Origin of the sequence: Nonomuraea sp. NPDC001636, assembly GCF_040298265.1 — a bacterium.
Classification (GTDB): domain Bacteria; phylum Actinomycetota; class Actinomycetes; order Streptosporangiales; family Streptosporangiaceae; genus Nonomuraea.
On the sequence record NZ_JBEOZT010000006.1, the window covers coordinates 144,853 to 167,242 of the forward strand.

Genomic DNA, 22,390 nt, shown 5'->3' on the forward strand with positions numbered 1-22,390 from the left:
TCTGGTCAATACGCTATTTGTCGCGCTTGCAGCCGAGTTGCAGCCTTGTTGACCGTTGACGTAGATCGCCCGCCGGGCGGATGATCCCCGCGTGGTGCCAGGACCGGCGTCGCCTGCCGGTCGCGGGGTCCGCGCGGGCTCAGCTTCCGGCCGGCTGCCTGGCCAGCTCGGCCAGGTATGCCCTGGCCAGGGCGAGCGCGCCGTCCTGCGCCTCCTTGCGCGGCATGAGCCGGGCCTTGGGCGAGTTCGCCGGCTCGCCCTTCGGCCGCTCGGAGCCGGAGTAGTCGACCCTGACCACCAGCGCGCCGGTACGCGCGATCACCGTGCCGCTGGAGGCCGACACCTCCCCCTGCCTGGTCTCCACGAACTGGCCGTAGGCCTGCTCGCCGAGCCCCTTGATGTCGCTCAGCTCGCCCCAGGTGATGCCGCCGATGGACGATCCGGCGGTGTTCTTGTCGCCGCCGTACTCGCCGGCGTAGTACGCCTTGGCCGCGCCCGGGTCGATCGCGCCCGCCCGGTTGGTGAAGCGGTGGGTGGTGATCAGCATGCTGCGGATCCTGACGTTCCCGGCCGTGCCCGGCAGGTCGAGGTTGAGCCAGCGGCACTCGGTCTCGTCGTCGTTGCCCGACTCGGTGGCGCGCGCCCTGGTGGCGGGCTTCGGCACCAGGCGGGTGGCGGCCTGCGTGACGGCCTGGCAGGCGGGCGGGAAGGCGGCCAGCTCCGTGGGCGAGGGCGTCGGGCGGGCGGCCGGGCTCTGGGTGGTGGCCGGGGCCTGGTCGGGCTTGGCCAGCACGCCGGGGTGTTGCGCCTGCCAGGCGGCCACCCCCTTGGCGAAGTACGCGATCAGGCCGCTGACCTCGCGGATCGCGTTCTCCTCGGTGATGGACCTGGTGCTCTCGTTGGACAGGATCTGCGCGTCCTTGCGCTGCTGCCCGGCCTGGAACTTGACCCGGATCGTCATGTCCCCGACCTGGGCGTGGGCCTGGCCGAAGGAGTACCACAGCAGCTTGCCGTCGCGCCGCCAGGTGTACTGGGCGAACGCCCCCTCGCCGACGCCGGGGACGTCCTTCACCGGGGAGACGTACTCCTTCTCGTCGGGGTCGAGCGAGGGCTTGGCGGTGGCGCCGTACTTGGCGCCGCGGTAGTCCATCTCGTAGGAGTTCTGGGCCATCGAGCGGCCGGTCTTGGCGCCCTCGCCCTTGTGCTGCTCGATCCTGACGTCGATCTCCCGGCTGCGCCAGAACTCGCCGAACGAGATGCGCTGGTTCTGCCAGTTGCAGGTGAAGGCGACGGTGTAGTCGGAGTCCCTGGAGGACTTGCTCACCGTCGCGCCGGGCGCCAGCCGTTCGGCCTCGTCCGCGGGCAGCATCGAGCAGGCGTCCGGGCCGGGCACGGCGGCGGCCGGCACCACCGACCGCGCCCCCGACGACGACGGGCCGGCGGCCGTCCCGCCGCCGCCCTTGCCGGACAGCAGCAGGTAGGCCCCCACGCCGCCGCCGGCCACGACCACCACCAGGGCCGCGGCGAGGGCGGGCAGCAACCACGCCGGGCGGCGTCCCGGCCGACCGGCGGGCGGCCCGCCCATCGGCCCGGTGGGCGGCAACGACGACGGCCCCCACTGCGGCTCCGACGGCGGCCCCCACTGCGGGCCGGGCTGCGGACCGGACTGCGGACCGGACTGCGGACCCGCTTGCGGCCCCGGCTGCGGGCGAGGCGGCGGGCCCGGTTGCGGTGCAGGAAGCGGGCCCGGTTGCGGTGCGGGGGGCGGGCCGGACGGCGGCGTCGGCGGCCTTCCCTGCGGCTCGAACCGCCTGCCCGGCACCGGATGAGGGGTGGTCGGCGGCTCGTACTCGCTACCGGGATTCACTGCGACTCCTGAGATTGCCCTGACTTGCGGTGAGACATGGCGAAACGCCCCTTGCAGCACGCACGACGATCATCCCGGCAGCGCCCCGGAGACCACCCGGGCGATCCGCAGCGCCGTCTCCTTGTCGACCGGCGTCTTGACCGACACGTCGTCGCGGTGCCAGACCACCTCGCCGAGCAGGTTGCTGGACCGGAAGAGCACGACGCTGTCGGACCGGCCGACCGTGCTGGAGGTCATCAACAGCTCGAACCGGTTCTGCACGAACGCCGCCTCCCCCACCCCCGCGACGTCCACGACCTCACCGGCGGCCATCCGCGCCCGGGTGCCCTGCGCCGCGTTCCTGGTGCCCTTCTCGCTGGTGAACCGGCGCGCGGCCACCTGCGGCCCGCCGAGGTCGCCGTCGGGCTTCTCGATCCAGGTCCGTACGGTGATCCGCCGGCCTCGCCGCTCCTCCAGCCCCGCGACCCACTGGCACTCGCCGTCACGCGTGGCGCTGCGCCGGACGGCGCCCTTCGCCAGCTCGGCGGCCTGGGCGTCGCTCAGCAGGCGGCAGGGGTCGGGGGCGGCGGCGTACCGGCCGGTCTCCGGCTGACCGGCCAGGGCGTCGACGGCGTACCAGCCGGCGCCGAGCACCGCGACGCCGGACGCGACGGCCACCGGCAGCAACCACCGCCGGCGACGCCCGGGAACCGGGCCAGAGCGCACCGGCGCGCCGCTGAGCACCTGCCGGACCTGGGCCGCCGTGGGACGGGCGGCGGGCTCCTTGGCCAGCATCGCCATGAGCAGACCGCCGAACTCGCGGCCCGCCCGCGCGGGGAAGGGCGGGTCGTGCAGCAGCACCGCCGCCGCGACCGCCGCGGGCAGCTGCCGCTCGAACGGCGCCCGCCCCTCCACGGCGGTGTACAGGCTCGCGCCCAGCGACCACAGGTCGGACTCCGGGCCCGGCGCCTGCTCGTTGAGCCGCTCGGGCGCCATGTAGCCGGGCGAGCCGCCGCTGCCGGCGCCGTCGCCCTGACCGCCCATGGGGACGGCGATGCCGAAGTCGGTCAGCATGGCCGAGCCGTCGGCGTCGAGCAGGATGTTGGCCGGCTTGACGTCGTGGTGCAGGATGCCGTGGGAGTGCGCGACCTCCAGCGCCGACAGCACCTGCAGCCCGATGCGGGCCGCGTACGGGGGCGGCAGCGGCCCGTTCTCCCTGATCACCTTGTCCAGGGACCGGCCGGTGACCAGGTCCATGATGATCCACGGCTGGTCGCCGTCGAGCACCACGTCGTGCACGAGCACGATGGCCGGGTCGCGCAGGCGCCCGGCCGACCTGGCCTCGTGGATGGCGCGACCGGCGAACTCGGCCCGCTGGTGGGGGCTCAGCCCCGGCGGCACCCGCACCTGCTTGACGGCGACCTCGCGGTCGAGCGTCTCGTCCAGCGCCCGCCACACCGTGCCCGCGCCGCCCTGCCCGAGCTGCTCGACCAGCCGGTAGCGGCCGGCCAGCAGGTAGTGGTCACTTCGCACGGCGCAACGCCTGCTCGCTGGCCCGGGCCGCCTTGATCGCCGCCTGCCGGACGTCCTCGTCGGTCGGCTTGTCGGCCAGGGTGGCGTACTGGACGGCCACCACCAGGTTGGCGATCCGGTAGTAGACGTGCGCCGAGTGGACCCGGCCGGTCTTGCCCTTCAGCTCGAACGCGAACGCCTCCTCGCCGAGGCCCGCCAGGTCGTGGACGGGGGTGCGAGTGGACCGCATGTCGGACTTGACGCCGATCTCCGGCCAGGTCCAGTCGATCTGGTCGTACTTGGCCCAGTAGCGCTTCTGGTTCTGGAACAGGGTGCGGGCCGTGGCGGCGGTCATCGACCAGGGATCGACGGTGTCGGAGTCCTTCTGCACCTGCAGCCCGATGCCGGTGCCTGCGGCCGGCCAGCCGCATTCGGGGCCCACCTCGTCGCTGTCCGGCTGGGCCTTGGGCGGGCTCTGGGTGCGCAGCAGGCCGCCGACGTCCTGCGGGGTGAGAAGGGTGCACACGTCCATCGGCACGGTGAACGCGGCCGGCGGCCCGTCGTCGTCGCGCAGCACGACGAAGCCGGTGGCCCCGGCGGCGACCACGAGCACCGCCGCGACCGCCCCCCACAGCAGCAGCGGCCGCCGCCCGCGCCGCCCCACCCGGCGGGGCGCGGTCGCCTGCTCGCCTGCCGCCAGGACCGGCGGCGGGCCGCCCGCGGCCACCTGCCTGAGCGCGTGCACGACATTGCGCGGATCGGGACGGGCGTCAGGATGGCGCGCCATCATGGCGGCCAGCAGCGGCCCGAGCGGCCCCGGCGCGACCGGCACCGGCTGCGTCACGGTCGCCCTGACCCGCTCGGCGATCGAGCCCTGGTAGGCGTTCCCGCCGGTCACGGCGACGAACAGGGTCGCGCCGAGCGACCACAGGTCGCTGGACGGGCCGCCGGGCTCGCCCTCCAGCCGCTCGGGCGCGATGAACCCGGGCGAGCCGATCATGAGCCCCTGCTCGGTGAGCGCGGCCTGCCCCTCCTGCCGGGCGATGCCGAAGTCGGTCAGCACCACCCTGCCGCTGTCGGTCAGGAACACGTTGCCCGGCTTGACGTCGCGGTGCTGCAGCCCCTGGGCGTGGGCGGCCTGCAACGCCTCCAGCACGTCGGCGCCGACGCGGGCGGCGTACTCGGGCGGCATGGGGCCGAACTCGCGCACGGTGTCGGCCAGCGTACGGCCCCGCAGCAGCTCCATGACCAGCCACGGTCGCTCGTGCTCGACGATGACGTCGTGCAGCGCCACGATGCCGGGATGGCGCAGCCGGGCGGTGGCCTGCGCCTCGCGCACGGCCCTGGTGACCGCGTCGGCGCGGTCCTTGGACGGCATGCCCTCGGGCAGGGTGAGCTCCTTGACCGCGACCTCGCGGTCGAGCATCTCGTCCTTGGCCAGCCACACCTTCCCCATGCCGCCGGCGCCGAGTGGGCGCAGCAGGGCGTAGCGGCCGGCAAGTCTTCCCGCGGACATAAAGGGAAGGGTAACTAAGGATCAAGAAGGATGGTTATTCGAGCACGTCCCCCCATGCCGTCCAGGCCCCCCGTCCCCACGCTCCGGCGTGGTCCGGCGGAGTAACTGTCGGTCCCCCTCTCTATGGTCTTGGAACGTGGACGCGGTACAAGGCACCCTCGACGAGCTCGGCACCCCGCTGAGCGACGTCACGTTCGTCGTGTTCGACCTGGAGACCACCGGCGGCTCGCCGGCCGAAGACTCGATCACCGAGATCGGCGCGGTCAAGGTGCGGGCGGGTGAGGTGCTGGGCGAGTTCTCCACCCTGGTCGACCCCGGCGGGCCCATCCCGCCGTTCATCTCGGTGCTGACCGGCATCACCGACGCCATGGTGGTGGCCGCCCCGCGCATCGAGGCGGTGCTGCCGAGCTTCCTGGAGTTCATCAAGGGCTCCACGCTGGTGGCCCACAACGCGGGCTTCGACACCCGCTTCGTCAAGGCCGCCTGCGCCGCCCACGGCTACCCCCCGCCCGCCAACCCGGTCGTCGACACCGTCGACCTGGCCCGGCGGGTGCTGACCCGCGACGAGACGCCCAACGCCAAGCTGTCCACGCTCGCCCGCTTCTTCCGCAGCCCCACCGAGCCGTGCCACCGCGCCCTGCAGGACGCCAGGGCCACCGTCGACGTGCTCCACGGTCTGATCGAGCGGGCCGGCTCCTTCCAGGTCCACACGCTGGAGGAGCTGAAGTCGTTCGTCCGGGCCCCCACGCCGGAGCAGCAGCGCAAGCGCCACCTGGCCGAGTCCGTCCCGCACGCCCCCGGCGTCTACTTCTTCGAGGACGACCGCGGCGAGGTGCTCTACATCGGCAAGAGCACCAACCTGCGCAACCGCGTGCGCTCCTACTTCACGGCCGCCGAGACCCGCCCGCGCATCCGCGAGATGATCGGCATCGCCGAGCGCGTGCGCCACGTCGTCTGCGCCACCGGGCTGGAGGCCGAGGTCAGGGAGCTGCGGCTGATCGGCGGCGCCAAGCCGCGCTACAACCGCCGCTCGCGCTTCCCGGAGAAGGTGGTCTGGCTCAAGCTCACCGCCGGCCCCTTCCCCCGCCTGTCGATCGTGCGCGAGCTGAAGGACGACGACGCCACCTACCTCGGCCCGTTCAGCAGCTCCCGCCTGGCCGACGAGGCCCGCATCGCCCTGCACGAGGCCGTGCCGCTGCGCCAGTGCACCCAGCCGATCAGCCTGCGCACCCGCCGGGCGGCCTGCGTCCTGCACGAGATGGGCCGCTGCGGCGCGCCCTGCGCGGGCAAGGAGAGCCCGGAGGAGTACGCCGCGCACGTCGAGAGCGCCCGCCGGGCCATGACCTCCGACGCCTCGCTCGTCTACACCGCCGTCTCGGCCCGCATGGAGCGCCTGTCGGTCGAGCAGCGCTACGAGGAGGCGTCCGTCGACCGCGACCGGCTGGCCGCGTTCGTCCGGGCGGCGGCCCGCATGCAGCGCCTGACCGCCATCACCCGCATCCCCGAGCTCGTGGCCGCCAGCCCGGCCTTCGACGGCGGCTGGGACATCCACGTCGTCCGCTACGGGCGGCTGGCCGCGGCGGGCGTGATGCCGAAGGGCGCCCACCCCACGCCGTTCGTCGCCTCGCTCAAGGCCATGGCCGAGGCCGTCATCCCGGGTCCGGGCCCGGTCCACGCGGCCAGCGCCGAGGAGACCGAGTGCATCCTGCGCTGGCTGGAGTCGCCGGGCGTGCGGCTGGTCGAGGTCGACGGCGTGTGGTCGATGCCCGCCCGGGGCGCCGCCCGCCACAAGGCCCGCATCGACCTGGCCTACCGCGGGCTTGATCAGCGCCGCGACCGAGAGGGACGGCCTTTGCGATGACCGGATACAGTTAATACATGGTCACGGCAATCGTCCACATCAAGGCCGAGGTAGACCGGATCCCGGAGGTCGCCCAGACGATCGCCGAGATCGACGGGGTCAGCGAGGTCTACTCCATCACCGGCGAATGGGATCTGCTCGCCATGGTCAGGGTCGCCCGCTACGAGGAGGTGGCCGAGGTCATCCCCGGGCGGGTCAACAAGGTCGACGGCGTCGAGCACACCGAGACGCACATCGCCTTCCGCACCTACTCCAGGCACGACCTCGACGCCGCCTTCTCGATCGGCTTCCCCGAATCCGACTGACCCGCTCCCCCGCGATCCCCGCGTAAATCCCCGCACCCGCCTCGGCTACTGCGTGCGTCTGCTTTTGCATGCGTCTTGGGCGTCGTCCTCGGCACCCGTCCTCCGCGTCCGTCTTCTGGGCCCGGCCGTTCTTCGGCCGGGCCCGACGCGTTCCCCGGCTGGCGGGCCGGAACGCGGAACGGCCCGGACGGGGAAACCCCGTCCGGGCCGATCTCGATCAGGCGAAACCCTAGTGGGTGAGGCTCCGGTCGTCGCCGGAACCAATCGCGGCGTGCTCGCCGTGCTCGCCGTGCTCGCCGTGGTGCCCGTCGTCGAGCGGGATCTTCTCCCCGCCGTACGCCTTGGACATCCGGCCGCGGAGCTTGCCGAGCGGGCCGCGCATGCCCTTGGGCGGGATGCCGGAGGCGTCCTCGTCCACGGGCAGGGCCGGCACCGCCTCCTTGCCCCGCATGTGGGCCTCGAGGTCGTCGGACGGCGGCGTGTGCACCTCGATGAACTCACCGTGCGGCATGCGCTTGATGACACCCGACTCCACACCGTGCCCGATGACCGCGGCGTCGCTGCGCTGCAGGCCGAGGCACATGCGGTAGGTGATCAGGTAGGCCAGCGCCGGCGCGACGAAGACCAGCACCCGGCCGATGTACGTCGTCCAGTTGAGGCTGACGTGGAAGTTGGCCGAGATCTCGTCGTTGGCGCCGAGCAGCCACAGCACACCGTAGAACGTCATCGCCGCGATGCCGATCGAGGTGCGGTGGGGGTTGTTGCGCGGACGGTCGGCGACGTGGTGCTCGCGGTTGTCCCCGGTGACCCACCGTTCGAGGAACGGGTAGAGCGCGAGACCGGTCATGATGATGCCCATCGGCACCAGCGCCGGGATGATCACGCTCAGCGGCAGCGTGCCCGCGTGGGCCGTGCCGAACAGGTTCCACTCCCACGGCGGCATGAGCCGCAGCGAGCCTTCGAGGAAGCCCATGTACCAGTCGGGCTGCGAACCGGCCGAGATGTCCGCCGGCGTGTACGGCCCGAACAGCCAGATCGGGTTGATCTGGGCGAACGTCGCCAGCCCCGACACCACGGCGAGCGTGAACAGGAAGTAGGCGCCCGCCTTGGCCATGAAGGCCGGGTAGAACGGCGCGCCCACCACGTTCTTGTTGTTGCGGCCCTTGCCCGGCATCTGCGTGTGCTTCTGCACCCACATGAGCACCATGTGGGCCGAGACCAGCGCCAGCAGGATGCCCGGGATGAGCAGGATGTGCAGCGAGTAGAACCGGGAGATGACGTCCCCGCCCGGATACTCCCCGCCGAACAGGAAGAACGTGACGTACGTGCCCACCAGCGGCAGCGAGATCGCCACACCCTCGGTGATCCGCAGACCGGCGCCGGAGAGCAGGTCGTCGGGGAGGGAGTAGCCGGTCAGGCCCTCGGCCAGCGCCAGGGTCAGCAGCAGCACGCCGATGATCCAGTTGAGCTCGCGCGGCTTGCGGTAGGCGCCGGTGAAGAACACCCGCAGCATGTGCACCGTCATGCCGGCCACGAAGAGCAGGGCCGCCCAGTGGTGCATCTGCCTCATCAGCAGACCACCCCGGACGTCGAAGCTGATCTCCAGCGACGACGCGTAGGCCTCCGACATCATGACGCCCTTGAGCGGCGCGTACGAGCCGTCGTAGGCGATCTCGCCCATGCTCGGCTTGAACCACAGCGTCAGGAACGTACCGGTGAGCAGCAGGATGATGAACGAGTAGAGCGCGATCTCACCCAGCAGGAACGACCAGTGGTCAGGGAAGATCTTGCGCAGGTTGCGCTTGAGGAAGTTCGCCCCGCCCAGACGCTCGTCCAGGAAGGTCGACGGCCCGGCGATGGCCTTCGGTACGGCGTTCAGGTCGCTCATGCCTGGCCTCCCTTCTCCCTGGCCTCGGCCTCGGCGTCGCCGCGCTCCCAGTAGCTGGGACCGACGGGCACGTTGAAGTCACTCTGGGCGATCAGATAACCCTCGCTGTCGACGGTGATGGGCAGCTGCGGCAGCGGCCGGGCGGCCGGGCCGAAGATGACCTTCGCGCCGTCGGCCGCGTCGAAGGTCGACTGGTGGCACGGGCACAGGATGTGGTGGGTGGTCTGCTCGTAGAGCGCCGCCGGGCAGCCGACGTGCGTGCAGATCTTGGAGTAGGCGACGATGCCGTCGTGCGTCCAGTTCTGCTTGACGCCGCTCTTGAGCTCCTCCGGACGGAACTTGATCAGGATCAGCGTGGCCTTGGCGAGCGCGTTGAGGTCGTGCTCGTAACCCTCGGGCACCACCGACAGGATGCCGCCGGGCGAGTTGAAGTCGGCCGCGCGGATCGGCTGGCCGGTGCCCTCGACGACCAGGCGCAGCGGCTTGCCCTCCTTGGTCTTCTCACCCCAGACCGTGTGGCGCAGCAGCTTGTTGAACTTCGCGCCGGGCATCTTGGAGTTGTCGAGGTCGCGCAGCAGCACCAGCGGCACCAGGCCGAGCGGCGCGGCGGCCAGCAGCAGCGTGCGGCGCATCAGCTTGCGCTTGACGAAACCGCTCTCGTTGGCGCCCTGCAGGAAGGTCTCGGAGACGACCTCGCGGTCGTCCTCGTCGGAGGCCATCGTGTGGCGCTCCTGGACCAGCGCGTACTTCGGCATCATCTGGCGGACCCAGACCACGATGCCGACCGCGAGGCCGAGGACGGCCAGGGTCAGCGTGCCGCCGAGGGCGAGGTTGGAGACCCCCGTCGCCTCGGGGCTGCCCACCTGGAACACCACGTAGGAGATGAGGAAGGCGATGCCGGCCAGGAAGGTGATCGCGAAGCAGAGCGCCACGATCTTCTCGGCCTTGCGGGCCTTGCTCTCGTCCGGCAGCGTCACGCCCGGGACGTCGCGCTCGGCAACGTCTTGCTTCTCCGCGGCGCCCAGCATCGACGTGCCCGGCGCGGGAGTGCCGATGACGCGCTTGGGCACGCGTTCGTCCGGCTGCTCGATCTCGTGCTCGTTGTCTGTCATGACTTCTGTCGCTTCTTCGCGGTGATCCAGATGGCGGCGAGGGCTAGGGCGGCGATGCCTACCACGAACGCTACGAGACCTTCGGTGACCGGGCCGATGCGCCCGAGGCCGAACCCTCCGGGGTCCTTCTGCTCACGGACCTGGGTGATGTACGCGATCATGCTGCGCTTCTCCTCAGGCGTGATCGTCGAGTCGTTGAAGACCGGCATCGCCTGCGGGCCGGTGACCATCGCCTCGTAGATCTGCGTCGGTGAGGACTCGTTGAGGTTGGGCGCGTACTTGCCCTGCGTCAGGGCACCGCCGGAGCCCGCCCAGTTGTGGCACTGGATGCAGTTGGCCCGGAACAGCTCGCCGCCCTTGCCTGCGTCGCCGAGCTTGGGGTCGACCTGCTCCTTGCCCGGCACCTGCGGGCCGCCGCCGAGCGACTGCACGTAGGCGGCGACCTGACGGGTCGTCTCCTCGGTGACCCAGTGGGCCGGAGGCTTGCGAGGCGCCTGCGGGCCGGGGTTGGCGGCGGGCATGCGGCCCGTGCTCATCTGGAAGTCGACCGCCGCGGCGCCGACGCCGACGAGCGTGGGGGCGGTGTTGGTGCCCTCCGCGTTCATGCCGTGGCAGCTCGAGCAGTGGGCCACGAACAGGCTCTTGCCCTCGGCCACGTCGTCGACCTTGCCTGCCGCCAGCGCCGCGTCGGCAGGCTTGCCCGCCTGGACAAAGGCGGCGTATACCATCCCGACCAGCGCCAACGCCAAAATCAGGACGGCGTATCTCGCGAGGGGATGCCGCCGCCAAGCGGTGATCCTAGTCACAGAGATCCCGTTCCTTAACGAATGATGTAGATGGTCGCGAAAAGACCGATCCAGACGACGTCTACGAAGTGCCAGTAGTAGGACACGACGATCGCGCTGGTGGCCTGCTCATGCGTAAAGCGCTTCGCGGCGTACGTGCGTCCCAGCATGAACAGGAACGCGATCAGGCCACCGGTCACGTGCAGGCCGTGGAAGCCCGTCGTCAGGTAGAACACCGAGGTGTAAGCGTTGGCGGACAGGGTCGCGCCCTCTGACGCCAGCTCGCCGTACTCGTACAGCTGACCGGCGACGAAGATCGCGCCCATCAGGAAGCTGACGATGTACCAGAAGCGGAGCTTGCCGACCTGCCCCTTCTCCGCGGCCCACACGCCCAGCTGGCACGTCACACTCGACAGGACCAGGATGATCGTGTTGACCGTCGCGAACGGGATGTTCAGGTGAGCGCCTTCTGCCTCAACGCCTGCAGGAAGGAAGGCAGGGCCCCACTCGATGCCCTTCCCCTCGCTCACCGACCGGATGGTGAAGTACATCGCGAACAGCGCCGCGAAGAACATGAGCTCAGAGGACAGCCAGACGATCGTCCCGACACTGACCAGGTTCGGCCGCCGGTACGACTGTGCTGTCGTCGTCGAAGTTATTGCGGATGCTGTCGCCACGGGCAGCATTATTGCGGCTCCGGTGTTCGGTCCGGCCAACGACCCCCCGTTAGGAGGAACAAACCGGCCATCAACCTGGGATAATTGGGACAAAACGCCTGTCAGACCCGGTGGCCTGGGATTGCATCCCGGCGCAACGGTACGATCCAGGTGACCATACAGCTTCGACCGATAGTGAGTGCGACAGTGACGTCCTCTGGGAGCACCGACGACACGATGAGGGTCCTCGTCTACAGCGACGACGCCACCACCCGGGCCGAGGTCCGCCAGGCGATCGGCCGGCGGCCGGCGGCCGATCTGCCCCTCGTCGAGATCATCGAGTGCGCCACCGAGCCCAAGGTCCACCAGTGGCTCGGCTCCGGCGAGATCGACGTGGCGGTCCTCGACGGCGAGACCCAGCCCGCCGGCGGCATGGGCGTCTCCCGTCAGGCCAAGGACGAGGTCTACGACTGCCCGCCCGTCTGCCTGATCATCGCCAGGCGCGACGACCGCTGGCTGGCCGAGTGGTCCAAGGCCGACGCCGTCGTCCCGCAGCCCATCGAGCCCATGGTCCTGGCCGACACCGTCGCCGACCTGATGCGCCGCCGTTCCGCCACCCGACTCAACGCGAAGTAGGTGCCCATGGACTCCCGGACGACCTGGCCTGCCCTGTTCTCCGCGCTCCTTTCCGGCGAGCACCTGTCGGCCGACGAGACGGCCTGGGCGATGCGGGAGATCTTCTCGGGCAATGCCACCTCCGCGCAGATCGCGGGCTTCGCGCTGGCCCTGCGGGCCAAGGGCGAGACGGTGGCCGAGGTGGTGGGCCTGGCCCGGACGATGCTGGAGTTCTCCACGCCGCTGACCGTCGAGGGGCCCGTCCTCGACGTCGTCGGCACGGGCGGCGACCGCGCCCACACCGTCAACGTCTCCACCATGGCCGCCATCGTGGCCGCCGCGGCGGGGGCCAGGGTCGTCAAGCACGGCAACCGCTCGGCCTCCTCGCTGTGCGGGGCCGCCGACGTCCTGGAGCACATGGGCATCAGGCTCGACCTGACGCCCGAGCAGACCGCGCGGGTGGCGCGCGAGGCGGGCATCGCCTTCTGCTTCGCGCCCGTCTACCACCCTGCGCTGCGCTTCGCCGGCCCGGCGCGCAAGGAGATCGGCGTCCCCACGGTCTTCAACTTCCTGGGCCCGCTGACCAACCCGGCCCGGCCCAGCGCCCAGGCCATCGGCGTCTACGACGCCCGCATGCTGCCCGTCATCGCCGGCGTCTTCGCCGAGCGCGGTGTGTCCGCCCTGGTCTTCCGCGGCGACGACGGGCTCGACGAGCTGACCATCACCGGCACCTCCACGGTGTGGGTGGTCCGCGACGGCACGGCCACCGAGTCCAGGTTCGACCCCGCGATCCTGGGCATCCCCCGGGCCGACGCGGGCGCGCTGCGCGGTGGCGACGTGCAGTTCAACGCCCAGGCCGTGCACGACGTGCTGGGCGGCAAGAAGGGGCCGGTGCGCGACGCCGTCCTGCTCAACACCGCCGCCGCGCTGGTCGCCCACGACGGCGCCGGCGACGACCTCGACACGGCGATGATCAAGGGCTACGAGCGCGCCACGCAGGCGATCGACTCCGGCGCGGCCGCCGACACCCTGCGCCGCTGGATCGAGGTCAGCAGCTCCTACCGCCCGTCGTGAGCGTGAGCGCGCCCCTGAGGCGCGCTCACCTCCTTCGTCGGTACGCAGGTGCCCGGGGGCCCTGGCAGAGCCTCCACGGCCTGCTCAGGGCCGGGTGGCGGTCAGTCGGCTCAGAAGGTGATGCTCGGGCCGTCCTTGAGCGTGCTCCACTTGAGCCAGTCCTTCCAGTTCTCCTGCCAGTGGCCCCACCCGTTGGTGGGCTCCAGCTTGCGCGGCGAGCCGGTGATGATGATCGGGTCCCCGATCAGGGTGTTCTTGATGAACCAGGCCGCGTTCTCCGGGCTGACGTTCACGCAGCCGTGGCTGACGTTGGAGTTGCCCTGGGAGCCCACCGACCAGGGCGCGCTGTGCACGTACTCGCCGCTGTTGGAGATGCGCACGGTGTTGTAGACGGTGAGCTGGTAGTAGCCCGACTGTCCCGGGCCGATGCCGGGCGAGGTCATGACGGTCACCGGCTCCCGCGACATCGCCAGGTGCACGCCCGAGGTGGTGTAGTACTTCCACTGGCCGCCCTGCCCGGCGCTCATCGGCATGGTGCGGATGCGCTTGCCGTCCCGGCGGACCGTCAGCACGTGCTCGTCGGTGCTGCCCCGGGTGATCTGGGAGCGGCCGATCTTGAAGTCGAGGGTGACGTCGCGCTTGCCGTACAGGCCGGGGCCGCCGCGCACGCCGGCCAGCTTCGCCTCCAGCCGCACCTTCGTGTACGCCGGCCAGTACTCCTCCGGCCGGAAGTCCACATGGCTGTCGTCGAACCAGTGCCAGGCCCCGTCCACCGGCTTGGAGCTGCGGATGGTCAGGTTGCGCTCGACGGCCACCCGGTCGCTCACGGGCTTGTCGAAGGCGATCATGACGGGCATGCCGACGCCCACCGTCAGCCCGGTGTCGTCCTTGTTGGGAGTGATCGTCTGGATGTCGAATGTCTTGTCGCCCTTGACCGTGGTGAACGTGCTGGAGGTCTCGTTCTGCTTGCCCGAGGCGTCCACGCTGACGACGGTGACCGTGTAGGCGGCGCTCGGCCGGGCGGTGGTCGTGCTGCGCCAGCGGGTGCCGTCACCGCTCAGGACGCCCTTCAGCCGGCCCGCCTTGCCGCCGTCCACCCGGACGCTCTTGATCGTGCCGCCGTGCGCGGCCACCACCACGGGCTGGTCGGTGGCCACGTTCACGGCCTTGTCCTGGGGCGTGACGCCCACCGCCGGCTGCCGCGCGACCGCGGTCAGCTCCTTCGTCTCGTTCGCCGTGCCGCTCAGCGAGCACGCCGTGAGCAGCGCCAGGGCCAGCAGGCCGGCCGATCCATTCGCCACGCGTCTCACGAGTGACCCCCTCGCCCAAGATCCAACCTTCTCCTCCCTTATTACCCTGAGTGATCTATTCACGACATCCGTGACCTGGTAAAGAACACGAAAAAGCGGGCGTCCTCCCCTATGGGAAGGACGCCCGCTTCGAGCCGCTTGTCAGTGCGAGATCAGTGCGAGAAGTTGCCCCGGTAGTACTGGAACACGAACCCGATCATGGCCATGATGATCAGGAACACGCCGATCAGGAACATCCAGAAGCCGATCACGAACCCGGCGAAGGCGAAGGCCGCCGCCAGGCACAGGAACAGCGGCCACCAGCTGCTCGGGCTGAAGAAGCCGATCTCGCCGGCGCCGTCGCTGATGTCGGCCTGCTTGTCGTCCTCCGGCTGGGCGCCGATGCGCCGCGCGGTGAACATCAGGTAGTAGCCCACCATGAACGCGAACCCGACCGAGATCGCCATGGCGGTGGTGCCCACGGGCTCACCGTGGCCGGTCGCGGCCTTGGTCCAGAACCAGTAGCCGACGTCGACACCGGCGAAGAACAGGCCGCACAGCAGGAACAGCCAACCCTGGACCTTCATCAGGCCTCAACCTCCTGGGCGGACTTGGCGGACATGTGCGGGTAGTGCAGGTCGAACGCCGGGCGCTCGGACCGGATGCGCGGCAGCGAGGTGAAGTTGTGCCGCGGCGGCGGGCAGGAGGTCGCCCATTCGAGCGAGCCGCCGTAGCCCCAGGGGTCGTCGACGGTGACCTTGACCCCCGACCGCCAGGTCTTCCAGACGTTGTAGAAGAACGGCAGCGTCGAGGCGCCCAGGATGAACGCGCCGGCCGACGAGATCATGTTCAGGTCGGTGAAGCCGTCGGCCGCGCTGTAGTCGGCGTACCGGCGGGGGAAGCCGACCATGCCCAGCCAGTGCTGGACGAGGAAGGTGGTGTGGAAGCCGATGAACAGCAGCCAGAAGTGCACCTTGCCCAGCTTGTCGTCGAGCATCTTGCCGGTGAACTTGGGCCACCAGAAGTAGAAGCCGGCGAACATGGCGAACACGACCGTGCCGAAGACCACGTAGTGGAAGTGGGCGACGACGAAGTAGGTGTCGCTGATCTGGAAGTCCAGTGGCGGCGAGGCCAGGATGACGCCGGTCAGGCCACCGAGCAGGAAGGTGATCAGGAAGCCGACGGAGAACAGCATCGGCGACTCGAACGACAGGTGCCCCCGCCACATCGTGCCGATCCAGTTGAAGAACTTCACGCCCGTCGGCACCGCGATGAGGAACGTCATGAACGAGAAGAACGGCAGCAGGACCTGCCCGGTCGGGAACATGTGGTGCGCCCAGACCGTGATGGACAGACCGGCGATCGCGATGGTGGCGCCGACCAGGCCGATGTAGCCGAAGATCGGCTTACGGCTGAAGACCGGCAGGATCTCGGTCACGATGCCGAAGAACGGCAACGCGATGATGTACACCTCGGGATGGCCGAAGAACCAGAACAGGTGCTGCCACAACATCGGCCCGCCGTTGGCCGGGTCGAAGATGTGCGTGCCGAGCTTGCGGTCGGCCTCCAGGGCCAGCAGCGCGGCGGCCAGCACGGGGAAGGCCATCAGCACGAGCATGCTGGTCAGCAGGACGTTCCAGGTGAAGATCGGCATGCGGAACATGGTCATGCCGGGCGCGCGCATGCAGATGATCGTGGTGATGAAGTTCACCGAGCCGAGGATCGTGCCGAGACCCGACAGGGCCAGGCCCATGATCCACAGGTCGCCGCCGATGCCGGGCGAGTGGATCGCGTTCGACAGCGGCGTGTAGGCGAACCAGCCGAAGGAGGCCGCGCCGCCCGGCGTGAGGAAGCCAGACACCGCGATGATGCTGCCGAACAGGTAGAGCCAGTAGCTGACCATGTTCAGGCGCGGGAAGGCCACGTCGGGGGCGCCGATCTGGAGCGGCATCAGCTCGTTGGCGAAGCCGGCGAACAGCGGCGTCGCGAACATCAGCAGCATGATCGTGCCGTGCATGGTGAACAGCTGGTTGAACTGCTCGTTGCTGGTGATCTGCAGCCCGGGCTGCGCCAGCTCGGCCCTCATGATCAGCGCCATGACGCCACCGATCAGGAAGAAGGCGAACGACGTGATCAGGTACAGGTGTCCGATGATCTTGTGATCAGTCGAGGACAGCCACTTGGCGATGATCTGGCCCTTGGTGACGGGCCGGACCGGTGCGCGAAGCGGTTCTTGGATGGCGGTCACTGGGCACTTCCAGCCTGGGTCGCGATGTACTGGTCGAACTCAGCCTGCTTGACGAGCTTCACCGAGAACAGCATCCGGCTGTGGTCGACGCCGCACAGCTCGGCGCACCGGCCGGCGTAGACGCCCACGCGGTCGTCGCCGAGCGTCTTGATCTCGAACTTGCGCCCCGGGTTGCCCTCCGGGATGCCGGGGATGATGTCCCGCTTGAACAGGAACTCGGGCACCCAGAACGAGTGGATGACGTCGTCGGTCGAGAGGTCGAACTCGACCTTGGTGTTCGTCGGCAGGACCAGCTGAGGGCCCTGGTGGTAGTCGTGCACCGGCATGCCGGACACGGGCTGCGTCGTCTTGCCGTTGTAGGTCGTGGTGAAGCGCCAGCTCCACTGGTACGCCTCGACCTTGACCTTGACGGGCGCGTCGCCCGCGACCTCCGTGAGGGCCTTGCTGTCGCGGGCGGTGAAGAAGAAGAACACCGACACCATGACGAGCGGGACCACCGTGTAGAGGATCTCGATCGGCAGGTTGTAGCGCACCTGGGGCGGCAGTTCGGCCTTCCCCTTGCGCTTGCGGTGGAAGATCGCGGCCCAGACGATCAGGACGATGACGACGGCGCCCGTGGCGAGTGCGGCGATCCAGGCCCCGTTCCACAGATGCTGAACGACCTTGGCCTGCTCGGTCACGCCCTCGGGCAGCAGGCCGTTGGACCAGTCGAACTTGGGAACGTCATTAGCACACGCCGTAGCAGTGGCCAGCAGCAACGCCAAAGCGGCGGCGCGCGGCACCCTGCGCCGGGCCAACGAACGCCGCGTCGTACGGCGAGTCGGACTCACGGATCGCCTACCCCACAGATGAAGCCCAAGAGTCTTTCCCTTGGGTGCTCGTATTTCCAAATGCACAGCTGATTGCAGACACATTAGCGTGCAGGTGTCCCGCCCTACCGCGCGACCCCTCGATGGTGCCGCAAGTGGGACGATGAGTCTCGTGGCGTATTTCGACGCGGCCTCGAGCGAGCCGCTCCACCCTCAGGCACGCGAGGCGCTGCTGGCGGCGATCGACGTCGGCTGGGCCGACCCCGCGAGACTGTACACCCAGGCCCGCCGCGCTCACCTGCTGCTGGAGCAGGCCCGCACGGAGGTGGCCGAGGCGCTCGGCGCGCGCCCCGACGAGGTGTCGTTCACCTCGTCCGGCACGCAGGCCGCGCATCTCGGCGTGCTCGGCACCCTACACGGCAGGCGCAGGGTCGGGCGTCATCTGATCACCAGCGCGGTCGAGCACTCCAGCGTGCTGCACGCGGCCGGCGTGCACGAACGCGACGGCGGCACGGTCGAGACCGTGGGCGTGAATCTCGAAGGCCGGGTCGACCTCGACGCGTTCGCGCGGGCGGTCGCGGCTCCCGGCACCGCGCTGGCCTGCCTGCAGACGGCCAACCACGAGGTGGGCACGGTGCAGCCGGTCGCCGAGGCCGCCGCCGCGTGCCGGGCCAACGGGGTGCCGCTGCTGGTCGACGCCGCCCAGACGGCCGGCCGCATGCCGATACCGCCGGGCTGGTCGGTGCTGACCGCCAGCGCCCACAAGTGGGGCGGCCCGGCCGGGGTCGGCGTGCTGGCGGTGCGCAAGGGCACCCGGTTCCGCTCGTTCCTGCCCGAGGACGAACGCGAGCGGCGGCGCGTCCCCGGCTTCGAGAACGTGCCGGGCATCGTGGCCGCGGCGGCGGCGCTGCGCGCGATGAGCGCCGAGGCGGCGCAGGAGCAGGCGCGGCTGTCCACGCTCGTCGCCCGGATCAGGGAGACCGTGCCGAAGGTCGTGCCGGACGTCGAGGTGATCGGCGACCCGGTCGGCCGGGCGCCCCACATCGTGACCTTCTCGTGTCTCTACGTCGACGGCGAGGCGCTGCTCACCGAGCTGGACAAGGCGGGATTCGCCGTATCGTCCGGAAGCTCGTGCACCGCTAGTACGCTTCGTCCATCGCACGTCCTCGAAGCGATGGGCGTGCTGACGCATGGGAATGTCCGGGTGTCGCTGCCCAGGGGCACGTCCGCGGCCGAGGTCGACCGGTTCCTGGCCGTGCTGCCCGATCTGGTGCGCCGCATCCGGCACGACGCAGGAGTCGCATGACCGAGGTAACTCAGCCGTCATTGACGATCGACGCGCTCGGGAAGAAGTGCCCGATCCCGATCATCATGCTCGCCGAGCAGATCAACCACGTGCCGCTCAACGCCGTGGTGGCGGTGCTGGCCGACGATCCGGCGGCCTACACCGACGTGCCGGCGTGGTGCCGGCTGAAGTCCCACCGCCACGTGGCCTCGTACGAGCTGCCCGAGGGCGGCTGGGCGATCCACGTGATGCGCAACTACTGACGGTTTGTGGGTAGGGCCCTCCCCTGACGGCACATCGACCATTCGGGGGAGACCATGGCCAAGGGGAACGAGACCGCCCGTGACGTGATGAGCACGGGCGCGGAGTGCATCGCCGCGCACGAGACGCTCGACCGGGCGGCTCAGATGATGCGCAACAACGACGTGGGCGCGCTGCCCGTGTGCGGCCCCGACGACCGGGTGACCGGCATCATCACCGACCGCGACATCGTGATCAAGTGCGTCGCGGCCGGTCACGACCCCGCGCAGGTGACGGCGGGCGAGCTGGCGACCGGCCTGGTCTGGGTGACGGCGGACGCCACCGTGCAGGAGGCGCTGTCGCGCATGGAGCAGAACCAGATCAAGCGGCTGCCGGTGCTGGAGAACGACCGCATCGTCGGCATGATCAGCGAGGCCGACCTGGCCCGGTGCCTGCCGGACGACCAGCTCGCCGAGTTCGTGCACCGGGTGTACGCCAAGCGCTGACCACCCGTACGGGGATCGCCCCGCCACGCCTGCGGCGGGCGGGGCGTACGCGTGTCAGGGGTGGTAGCAGCGCACGTGGCCGGCGATGTCGGCCGCGGCCTCGGCGCCGTAGGCGGCCGTGAAGCGCTCCAGGAAGACCTTCTGCCCCAGCTCGTACTCCTGGCCGCCGACGCGCTCCAGCACGTGCGTGGCCGTCAGGTTGCCGATCTGGCCGCAGCGCTCCAGCGGCAGGCCCCAGGCCAGGCCGGACAGGAAGCCGGCGCGGAAGGCGTCGCCGACGCCCGTGGGGTCGGCCTTGCCGCGCTCGGGGGCCGGGGCGACCTGGATGGACGGCTCGCCCTTGCGGTCGATGACGGCGCCCTTGGGGCCGAGCGTGGTGACGCGGACGCCGACCCGGTCGAGGATCTCCTCGTCGGACCAGCCGGTCTTCTGCTCGATGAGCCCCTTCTCGTAGTCGTTGGAGAACAGGTAGGCGGCGCCGTCGACGAGCTGCCTGATCTGCTCGTCCTCCATGCGGGCGAGCTGCTGGGAGATGTCGGCGGCGAAGGGGATGCCGCGCTGGCGGCACTCGTCGGTGTGCCGCAGCATCGCGTCGGGGTCGTTGGGGCTGATCAGCACCAGGTCGAGGCCGCCGACCCGGGCGGAGACCGGCTGCAGCTCGATCAGCCGCGCCTCGGCCATCGCCCCGGTGTAGAAGGAGGCGATCTGGTTGTGGTGCTCGTCGGTGGTGCACAGGAAGCGCGCGGTGTGCTGCGTCTCGGAGATGTGCACGGACTCGCAGTCGACGCCGTGGCGCTCCAGCCAGGAGCGGTAGTCGGCGAAGTCGTTGCCGACGGCGCCCACCAGGATCGGCTTGAGGCCGAGGCAGCCCATGCCGAAGGCGATGTTGGCCGCGCAACCGCCGCGACGGATCTGAAGGTCGTCGACCAGGAACGAGAGCGACACCCGGTCGAGCTGCTCGGCGATGAGCTGATCGCCGAAGCTTCCTGGGAACGTCATCAGGTGGTCTGTCGCGATGGAGCCGGTTACGGCGATGCGCACGGGATTCTTCTTCCTCGTTGTCAGCAGGCCAATGAGCCCCACGAGAATACGCGAAGGTCCCGCTCGCACAAAGGCGGGCGGGACCCCACGGGCCGAAGCCGTGACCCCTTAGTTGAACGAGTCGCCACAGGCGCAGGAGCCGGTGGCGTTGGGGTTGTCGATGGTGAAGCCCTGCTTCTCGATCGTGTCGACGAAGTCGATGCTGGCGCCCATCAGGTAGGGGGCGCTCATGCGGTCGGTGACCACACTGACACCGCCGAAGTCCGTCACCACGTCACCGTCCATGGAACGGTCGTCGAAGAAGAGCTGGTAGCGCAGGCCGGAGCAACCACCCGGCTGCACGGCGACCCTCAGCTGCAGACCTTCCTCACCCTGCTGCTCCAGCAGGCTCTTGACCTTCGCGGCGGCCGCGTCAGTCAGGATCAGGCCCTGCGTCGTGGTCTCGCTGCTCTCAACCGTCATCTGCTGACTCCCTAACCCGGCTGTCTGTTTCCGACGTCCTACTGATGACGCTACCAACACCTCGCCCATGCCACACATTCCCGGGTCCCCTACCCCCGGAATAACCACGTTCGTCCATGTGTCATAGTGAGTATCGTCAAAACGACGATAAGGGGGTATGGCGATGGCCACCCAGACTGGGCTGCCGCTCTTCGTCCTCGGGCAGGGCGCCGATCCGCACAGCGAGAAGGGCGTCGACTGCCCCGGCGAGCTGCCGCCCGCGTCCGACCCTGACCTGGTCGAACGCGCCCGCAAGGCCAAGGAGGCGCTGGGCGGCCGCCTGTTCGTGCTGGGCCACCACTACCAGCGCGACGAGGTCATCCAGTTCGCCGACGTGACCGGCGACTCCTTCAAGCTCGCCCAGCAGGCCGCCGCGCGGCCCGAGGCGGAGTTCATCGTCTTCTGCGGCGTGCACTTCATGGCCGAGTCCGCCGACATCCTCACCGGCGACGCCCAGAAGGTGGTGCTGCCCGACCTCGCCGCCGGGTGCTCCATGGCCGACATGGCCACGTTCGACCAGGTGGAGGAGTGCTGGGAGGCCCTTGAGGACGCCGGTCTGGCCGGCGAGGTGGTCCCCGTCACGTACATGAACTCCAGCGCCGACATCAAGGCGTTCTGCGGGCGCAACGGCGGCGTGGTGTGCACCTCCTCCAACGCCAGGAGGGCGCTCGACTGGGCCTTCGAGCAGGGCCGCAAGGTGCTGTTCCTGCCCGACCAGCACCTCGGGCGCAACACGGCGGTGCTGGAGATGGGCATGTCCCTGGAGGACTGCGTGGTCTGGAACCCGCACCGTCCCGACGGGGGGCTGACCCGCGAGCAGCTCGACCGGGCGCGGATGATCCTGTGGAAGGGCCACTGCTCGGTGCACGGCCGCTTCACGGCCGAGTCCGTCGACGACGTGCGCGCGCGCATCCCCGGCGTGAACGTGCTGGTCCACCCCGAGTGCCGGCACGAGGTGGTGCTCAAGGCCGACCACGTGGGCTCGACCGAGCACATCATCAAGACCCTCCAGGCCGCTCCCGCCGGGTCGAGCTGGGCCGTCGGCACCGAGCTGAACCTGGTCAAGCGGCTGGCCACGATGTTCCCCGACAAGAACGTGTCGTTCCTGGACCGGACGGTCTGCTACTGCTCCACGATGAACCGGATCGACCTGCCGCACCTGGTGTGGGCGCTGGAGTCGCTGGTGCTGGGCGACGTCGTCAACCGGATCACGGTGGACGAGGACACCGCCCACTGGGCCAGGGTCGCGCTGGACCGCATGCTGGCGCTCCCGTAACGCCCTCCCCCGACGGGCCGGGCCC

At 70.0% G+C, this 22,390-nt stretch carries 21 protein-coding genes; 8 read left to right on the forward strand and 13 right to left on the reverse strand.

Annotation, left to right across the window (positions count from 1 at the left end):
• Window positions 1-139: 139 nt before the first annotated feature.
• The 3 genes from ABT158_RS14790 to ABT158_RS14800 all read right to left on the reverse strand — a co-directional run bounded on the left by ABT158_RS14790 (window position 140) and on the right by ABT158_RS14800 (window position 4,874).
• A complete protein-coding gene (locus tag ABT158_RS14790) occupies window positions 140-1,603 on the reverse strand; it encodes a hypothetical protein (RefSeq protein WP_352353313.1) in 1,464 nt (487 codons plus the stop codon).
• Between the two features lie 333 nt (window positions 1,604-1,936).
• Window positions 1,937-3,379 (reverse strand): serine/threonine-protein kinase, encoded by a 1,443-nt coding sequence (locus ABT158_RS14795; protein WP_352353315.1) that lies wholly within the window; start codon window positions 3,377-3,379, stop codon window positions 1,937-1,939.
• Window positions 3,369-4,874 carry a serine/threonine-protein kinase gene (locus tag ABT158_RS14800; RefSeq protein ID WP_352353317.1) on the reverse strand — a complete coding sequence of 502 codons (1,506 nt, stop codon included), beginning with the start codon at window positions 4,872-4,874 and terminating at the stop codon, window positions 3,369-3,371. The genes ABT158_RS14795 and ABT158_RS14800 overlap by 11 nt, the downstream gene beginning before the upstream one ends.
• A 136-nt stretch (window positions 4,875-5,010) precedes the next feature.
• Between ABT158_RS14800 and ABT158_RS14805 the strand changes: the two genes are divergently transcribed.
• Both ABT158_RS14805 and ABT158_RS14810 read left to right on the forward strand, forming a co-directional pair.
• Entirely contained in the window at window positions 5,011-6,735 is a 1,725-nt protein-coding gene (locus ABT158_RS14805; RefSeq protein WP_352353319.1) for a DEDD exonuclease domain-containing protein, read from the forward strand.
• 17 nt (window positions 6,736-6,752) lie between these two features.
• Window positions 6,753-7,040, forward strand: a complete 288-nt coding sequence (locus tag ABT158_RS14810; protein WP_125630767.1) for an Lrp/AsnC family transcriptional regulator — start codon at window positions 6,753-6,755, stop codon at window positions 7,038-7,040.
• Window positions 7,041-7,269: 229 nt separating this feature from the next.
• On the opposite strand, the gene qcrB is transcribed toward ABT158_RS14810, so the two are convergent.
• From qcrB to ctaE, 4 genes are read right to left on the reverse strand one after another with little or no spacing between them, the layout of a single operon-like run.
• On the reverse strand, window positions 7,270-8,928 hold the full coding sequence (gene qcrB / locus ABT158_RS14815) for a cytochrome bc1 complex cytochrome b subunit (RefSeq protein ID WP_352353326.1): 1,659 nt from the start codon (window positions 8,926-8,928) through the stop codon (window positions 7,270-7,272).
• The gene (gene qcrA, locus ABT158_RS14820; RefSeq protein WP_352353328.1) at window positions 8,925-10,040 is read right to left on the reverse strand and encodes a cytochrome bc1 complex Rieske iron-sulfur subunit; all 1,116 of its coding nucleotides are present in this window, start codon (window positions 10,038-10,040) and stop codon (window positions 8,925-8,927) included. Before qcrA ends, qcrB begins: the two co-directional genes overlap by 4 nt.
• Window positions 10,037-10,846: a cytochrome bc1 complex diheme cytochrome c subunit gene (qcrC, locus tag ABT158_RS14825; protein ID WP_397162240.1), complete on the reverse strand. Its 810-nt coding sequence runs from the start codon at window positions 10,844-10,846 to the stop codon at window positions 10,037-10,039. Before qcrC ends, qcrA begins: the two co-directional genes overlap by 4 nt.
• A gap of 14 nt (window positions 10,847-10,860) precedes the next feature.
• A complete protein-coding gene (gene ctaE, locus ABT158_RS14830; protein WP_125630774.1) occupies window positions 10,861-11,511 on the reverse strand; it encodes an aa3-type cytochrome oxidase subunit III in 651 nt (216 codons plus the stop codon).
• A gap of 207 nt (window positions 11,512-11,718) precedes the next feature.
• Here ctaE and ABT158_RS14835 point away from each other — a divergent pair, with 207 nt between their 5' ends.
• Together ABT158_RS14835 and trpD are read left to right on the forward strand one after the other, a co-directional pair.
• The gene (locus ABT158_RS14835) at window positions 11,719-12,117 is read left to right on the forward strand and encodes a hypothetical protein (protein WP_352353671.1); all 399 of its coding nucleotides are present in this window, start codon (window positions 11,719-11,721) and stop codon (window positions 12,115-12,117) included.
• Window positions 12,118-12,123: 6 nt separating this feature from the next.
• Complete coding sequence (gene trpD / locus ABT158_RS14840) at window positions 12,124-13,170, forward strand: anthranilate phosphoribosyltransferase (RefSeq protein WP_352353332.1); 1,047 nt, start codon at window positions 12,124-12,126, stop codon at window positions 13,168-13,170.
• A 110-nt stretch (window positions 13,171-13,280) separates the two neighbouring features.
• On the opposite strand, the gene ABT158_RS14845 is transcribed toward trpD, so the two are convergent.
• From ABT158_RS14845 to ctaC, 4 genes are all read right to left on the reverse strand, one after another.
• Window positions 13,281-14,480 carry a L,D-transpeptidase gene (locus ABT158_RS14845; protein WP_352353334.1) on the reverse strand — a complete coding sequence of 400 codons (1,200 nt, stop codon included), beginning with the start codon at window positions 14,478-14,480 and terminating at the stop codon, window positions 13,281-13,283.
• A gap of 152 nt (window positions 14,481-14,632) precedes the next feature.
• A complete protein-coding gene (locus ABT158_RS14850) occupies window positions 14,633-15,046 on the reverse strand; it encodes a cytochrome c oxidase subunit 4 (protein WP_352353336.1) in 414 nt (137 codons plus the stop codon).
• Window positions 15,046-16,707: an aa3-type cytochrome oxidase subunit I gene (ctaD, locus tag ABT158_RS14855; RefSeq protein ID WP_352353338.1), complete on the reverse strand. Its 1,662-nt coding sequence runs from the start codon at window positions 16,705-16,707 to the stop codon at window positions 15,046-15,048. Before ctaD ends, ABT158_RS14850 begins: the two co-directional genes overlap by 1 nt.
• Window positions 16,704-17,537: an aa3-type cytochrome oxidase subunit II gene (ctaC, locus tag ABT158_RS14860; protein ID WP_352353340.1), complete on the reverse strand. Its 834-nt coding sequence runs from the start codon at window positions 17,535-17,537 to the stop codon at window positions 16,704-16,706. Before ctaC ends, ctaD begins: the two co-directional genes overlap by 4 nt.
• 142 nt (window positions 17,538-17,679) lie before the next feature.
• Between ctaC and ABT158_RS14865 the strand changes: the two genes are divergently transcribed.
• From ABT158_RS14865 to ABT158_RS14875, 3 genes are read left to right on the forward strand one after another with little or no spacing between them, the layout of a single operon-like run.
• On the forward strand, window positions 17,680-18,822 hold the full coding sequence (locus tag ABT158_RS14865; protein ID WP_352353342.1) for a cysteine desulfurase family protein: 1,143 nt from the start codon (window positions 17,680-17,682) through the stop codon (window positions 18,820-18,822).
• Window positions 18,819-19,064 carry a sulfurtransferase TusA family protein gene (locus ABT158_RS14870; protein WP_352353344.1) on the forward strand — a complete coding sequence of 82 codons (246 nt, stop codon included), beginning with the start codon at window positions 18,819-18,821 and terminating at the stop codon, window positions 19,062-19,064. Before ABT158_RS14865 ends, ABT158_RS14870 begins: the two co-directional genes overlap by 4 nt.
• Window positions 19,065-19,118: 54 nt before the next feature.
• Window positions 19,119-19,547, forward strand: a complete 429-nt coding sequence (locus tag ABT158_RS14875) for a CBS domain-containing protein (protein WP_352326606.1) — start codon at window positions 19,119-19,121, stop codon at window positions 19,545-19,547.
• Between the two features lie 54 nt (window positions 19,548-19,601).
• Here ABT158_RS14875 and ABT158_RS14880 read toward each other — a convergent pair whose 3' ends face one another.
• Together ABT158_RS14880 and erpA are read right to left on the reverse strand one after the other, a co-directional pair.
• The gene (locus tag ABT158_RS14880) at window positions 19,602-20,588 is read right to left on the reverse strand and encodes a carbohydrate kinase family protein (protein ID WP_352353346.1); all 987 of its coding nucleotides are present in this window, start codon (window positions 20,586-20,588) and stop codon (window positions 19,602-19,604) included.
• A 108-nt stretch (window positions 20,589-20,696) separates the two neighbouring features.
• Window positions 20,697-21,050 (reverse strand): iron-sulfur cluster insertion protein ErpA, encoded by a 354-nt coding sequence (gene erpA, locus ABT158_RS14885; RefSeq protein ID WP_049566397.1) that lies wholly within the window; start codon window positions 21,048-21,050, stop codon window positions 20,697-20,699.
• 157 nt (window positions 21,051-21,207) lie between these two features.
• On the opposite strand from erpA, the gene nadA reads away from it, so the two are divergent.
• On the forward strand, window positions 21,208-22,365 hold the full coding sequence (gene nadA / locus ABT158_RS14890; RefSeq protein WP_352353349.1) for a quinolinate synthase NadA: 1,158 nt from the start codon (window positions 21,208-21,210) through the stop codon (window positions 22,363-22,365).
• Window positions 22,366-22,390 lie beyond the last annotated feature (25 nt).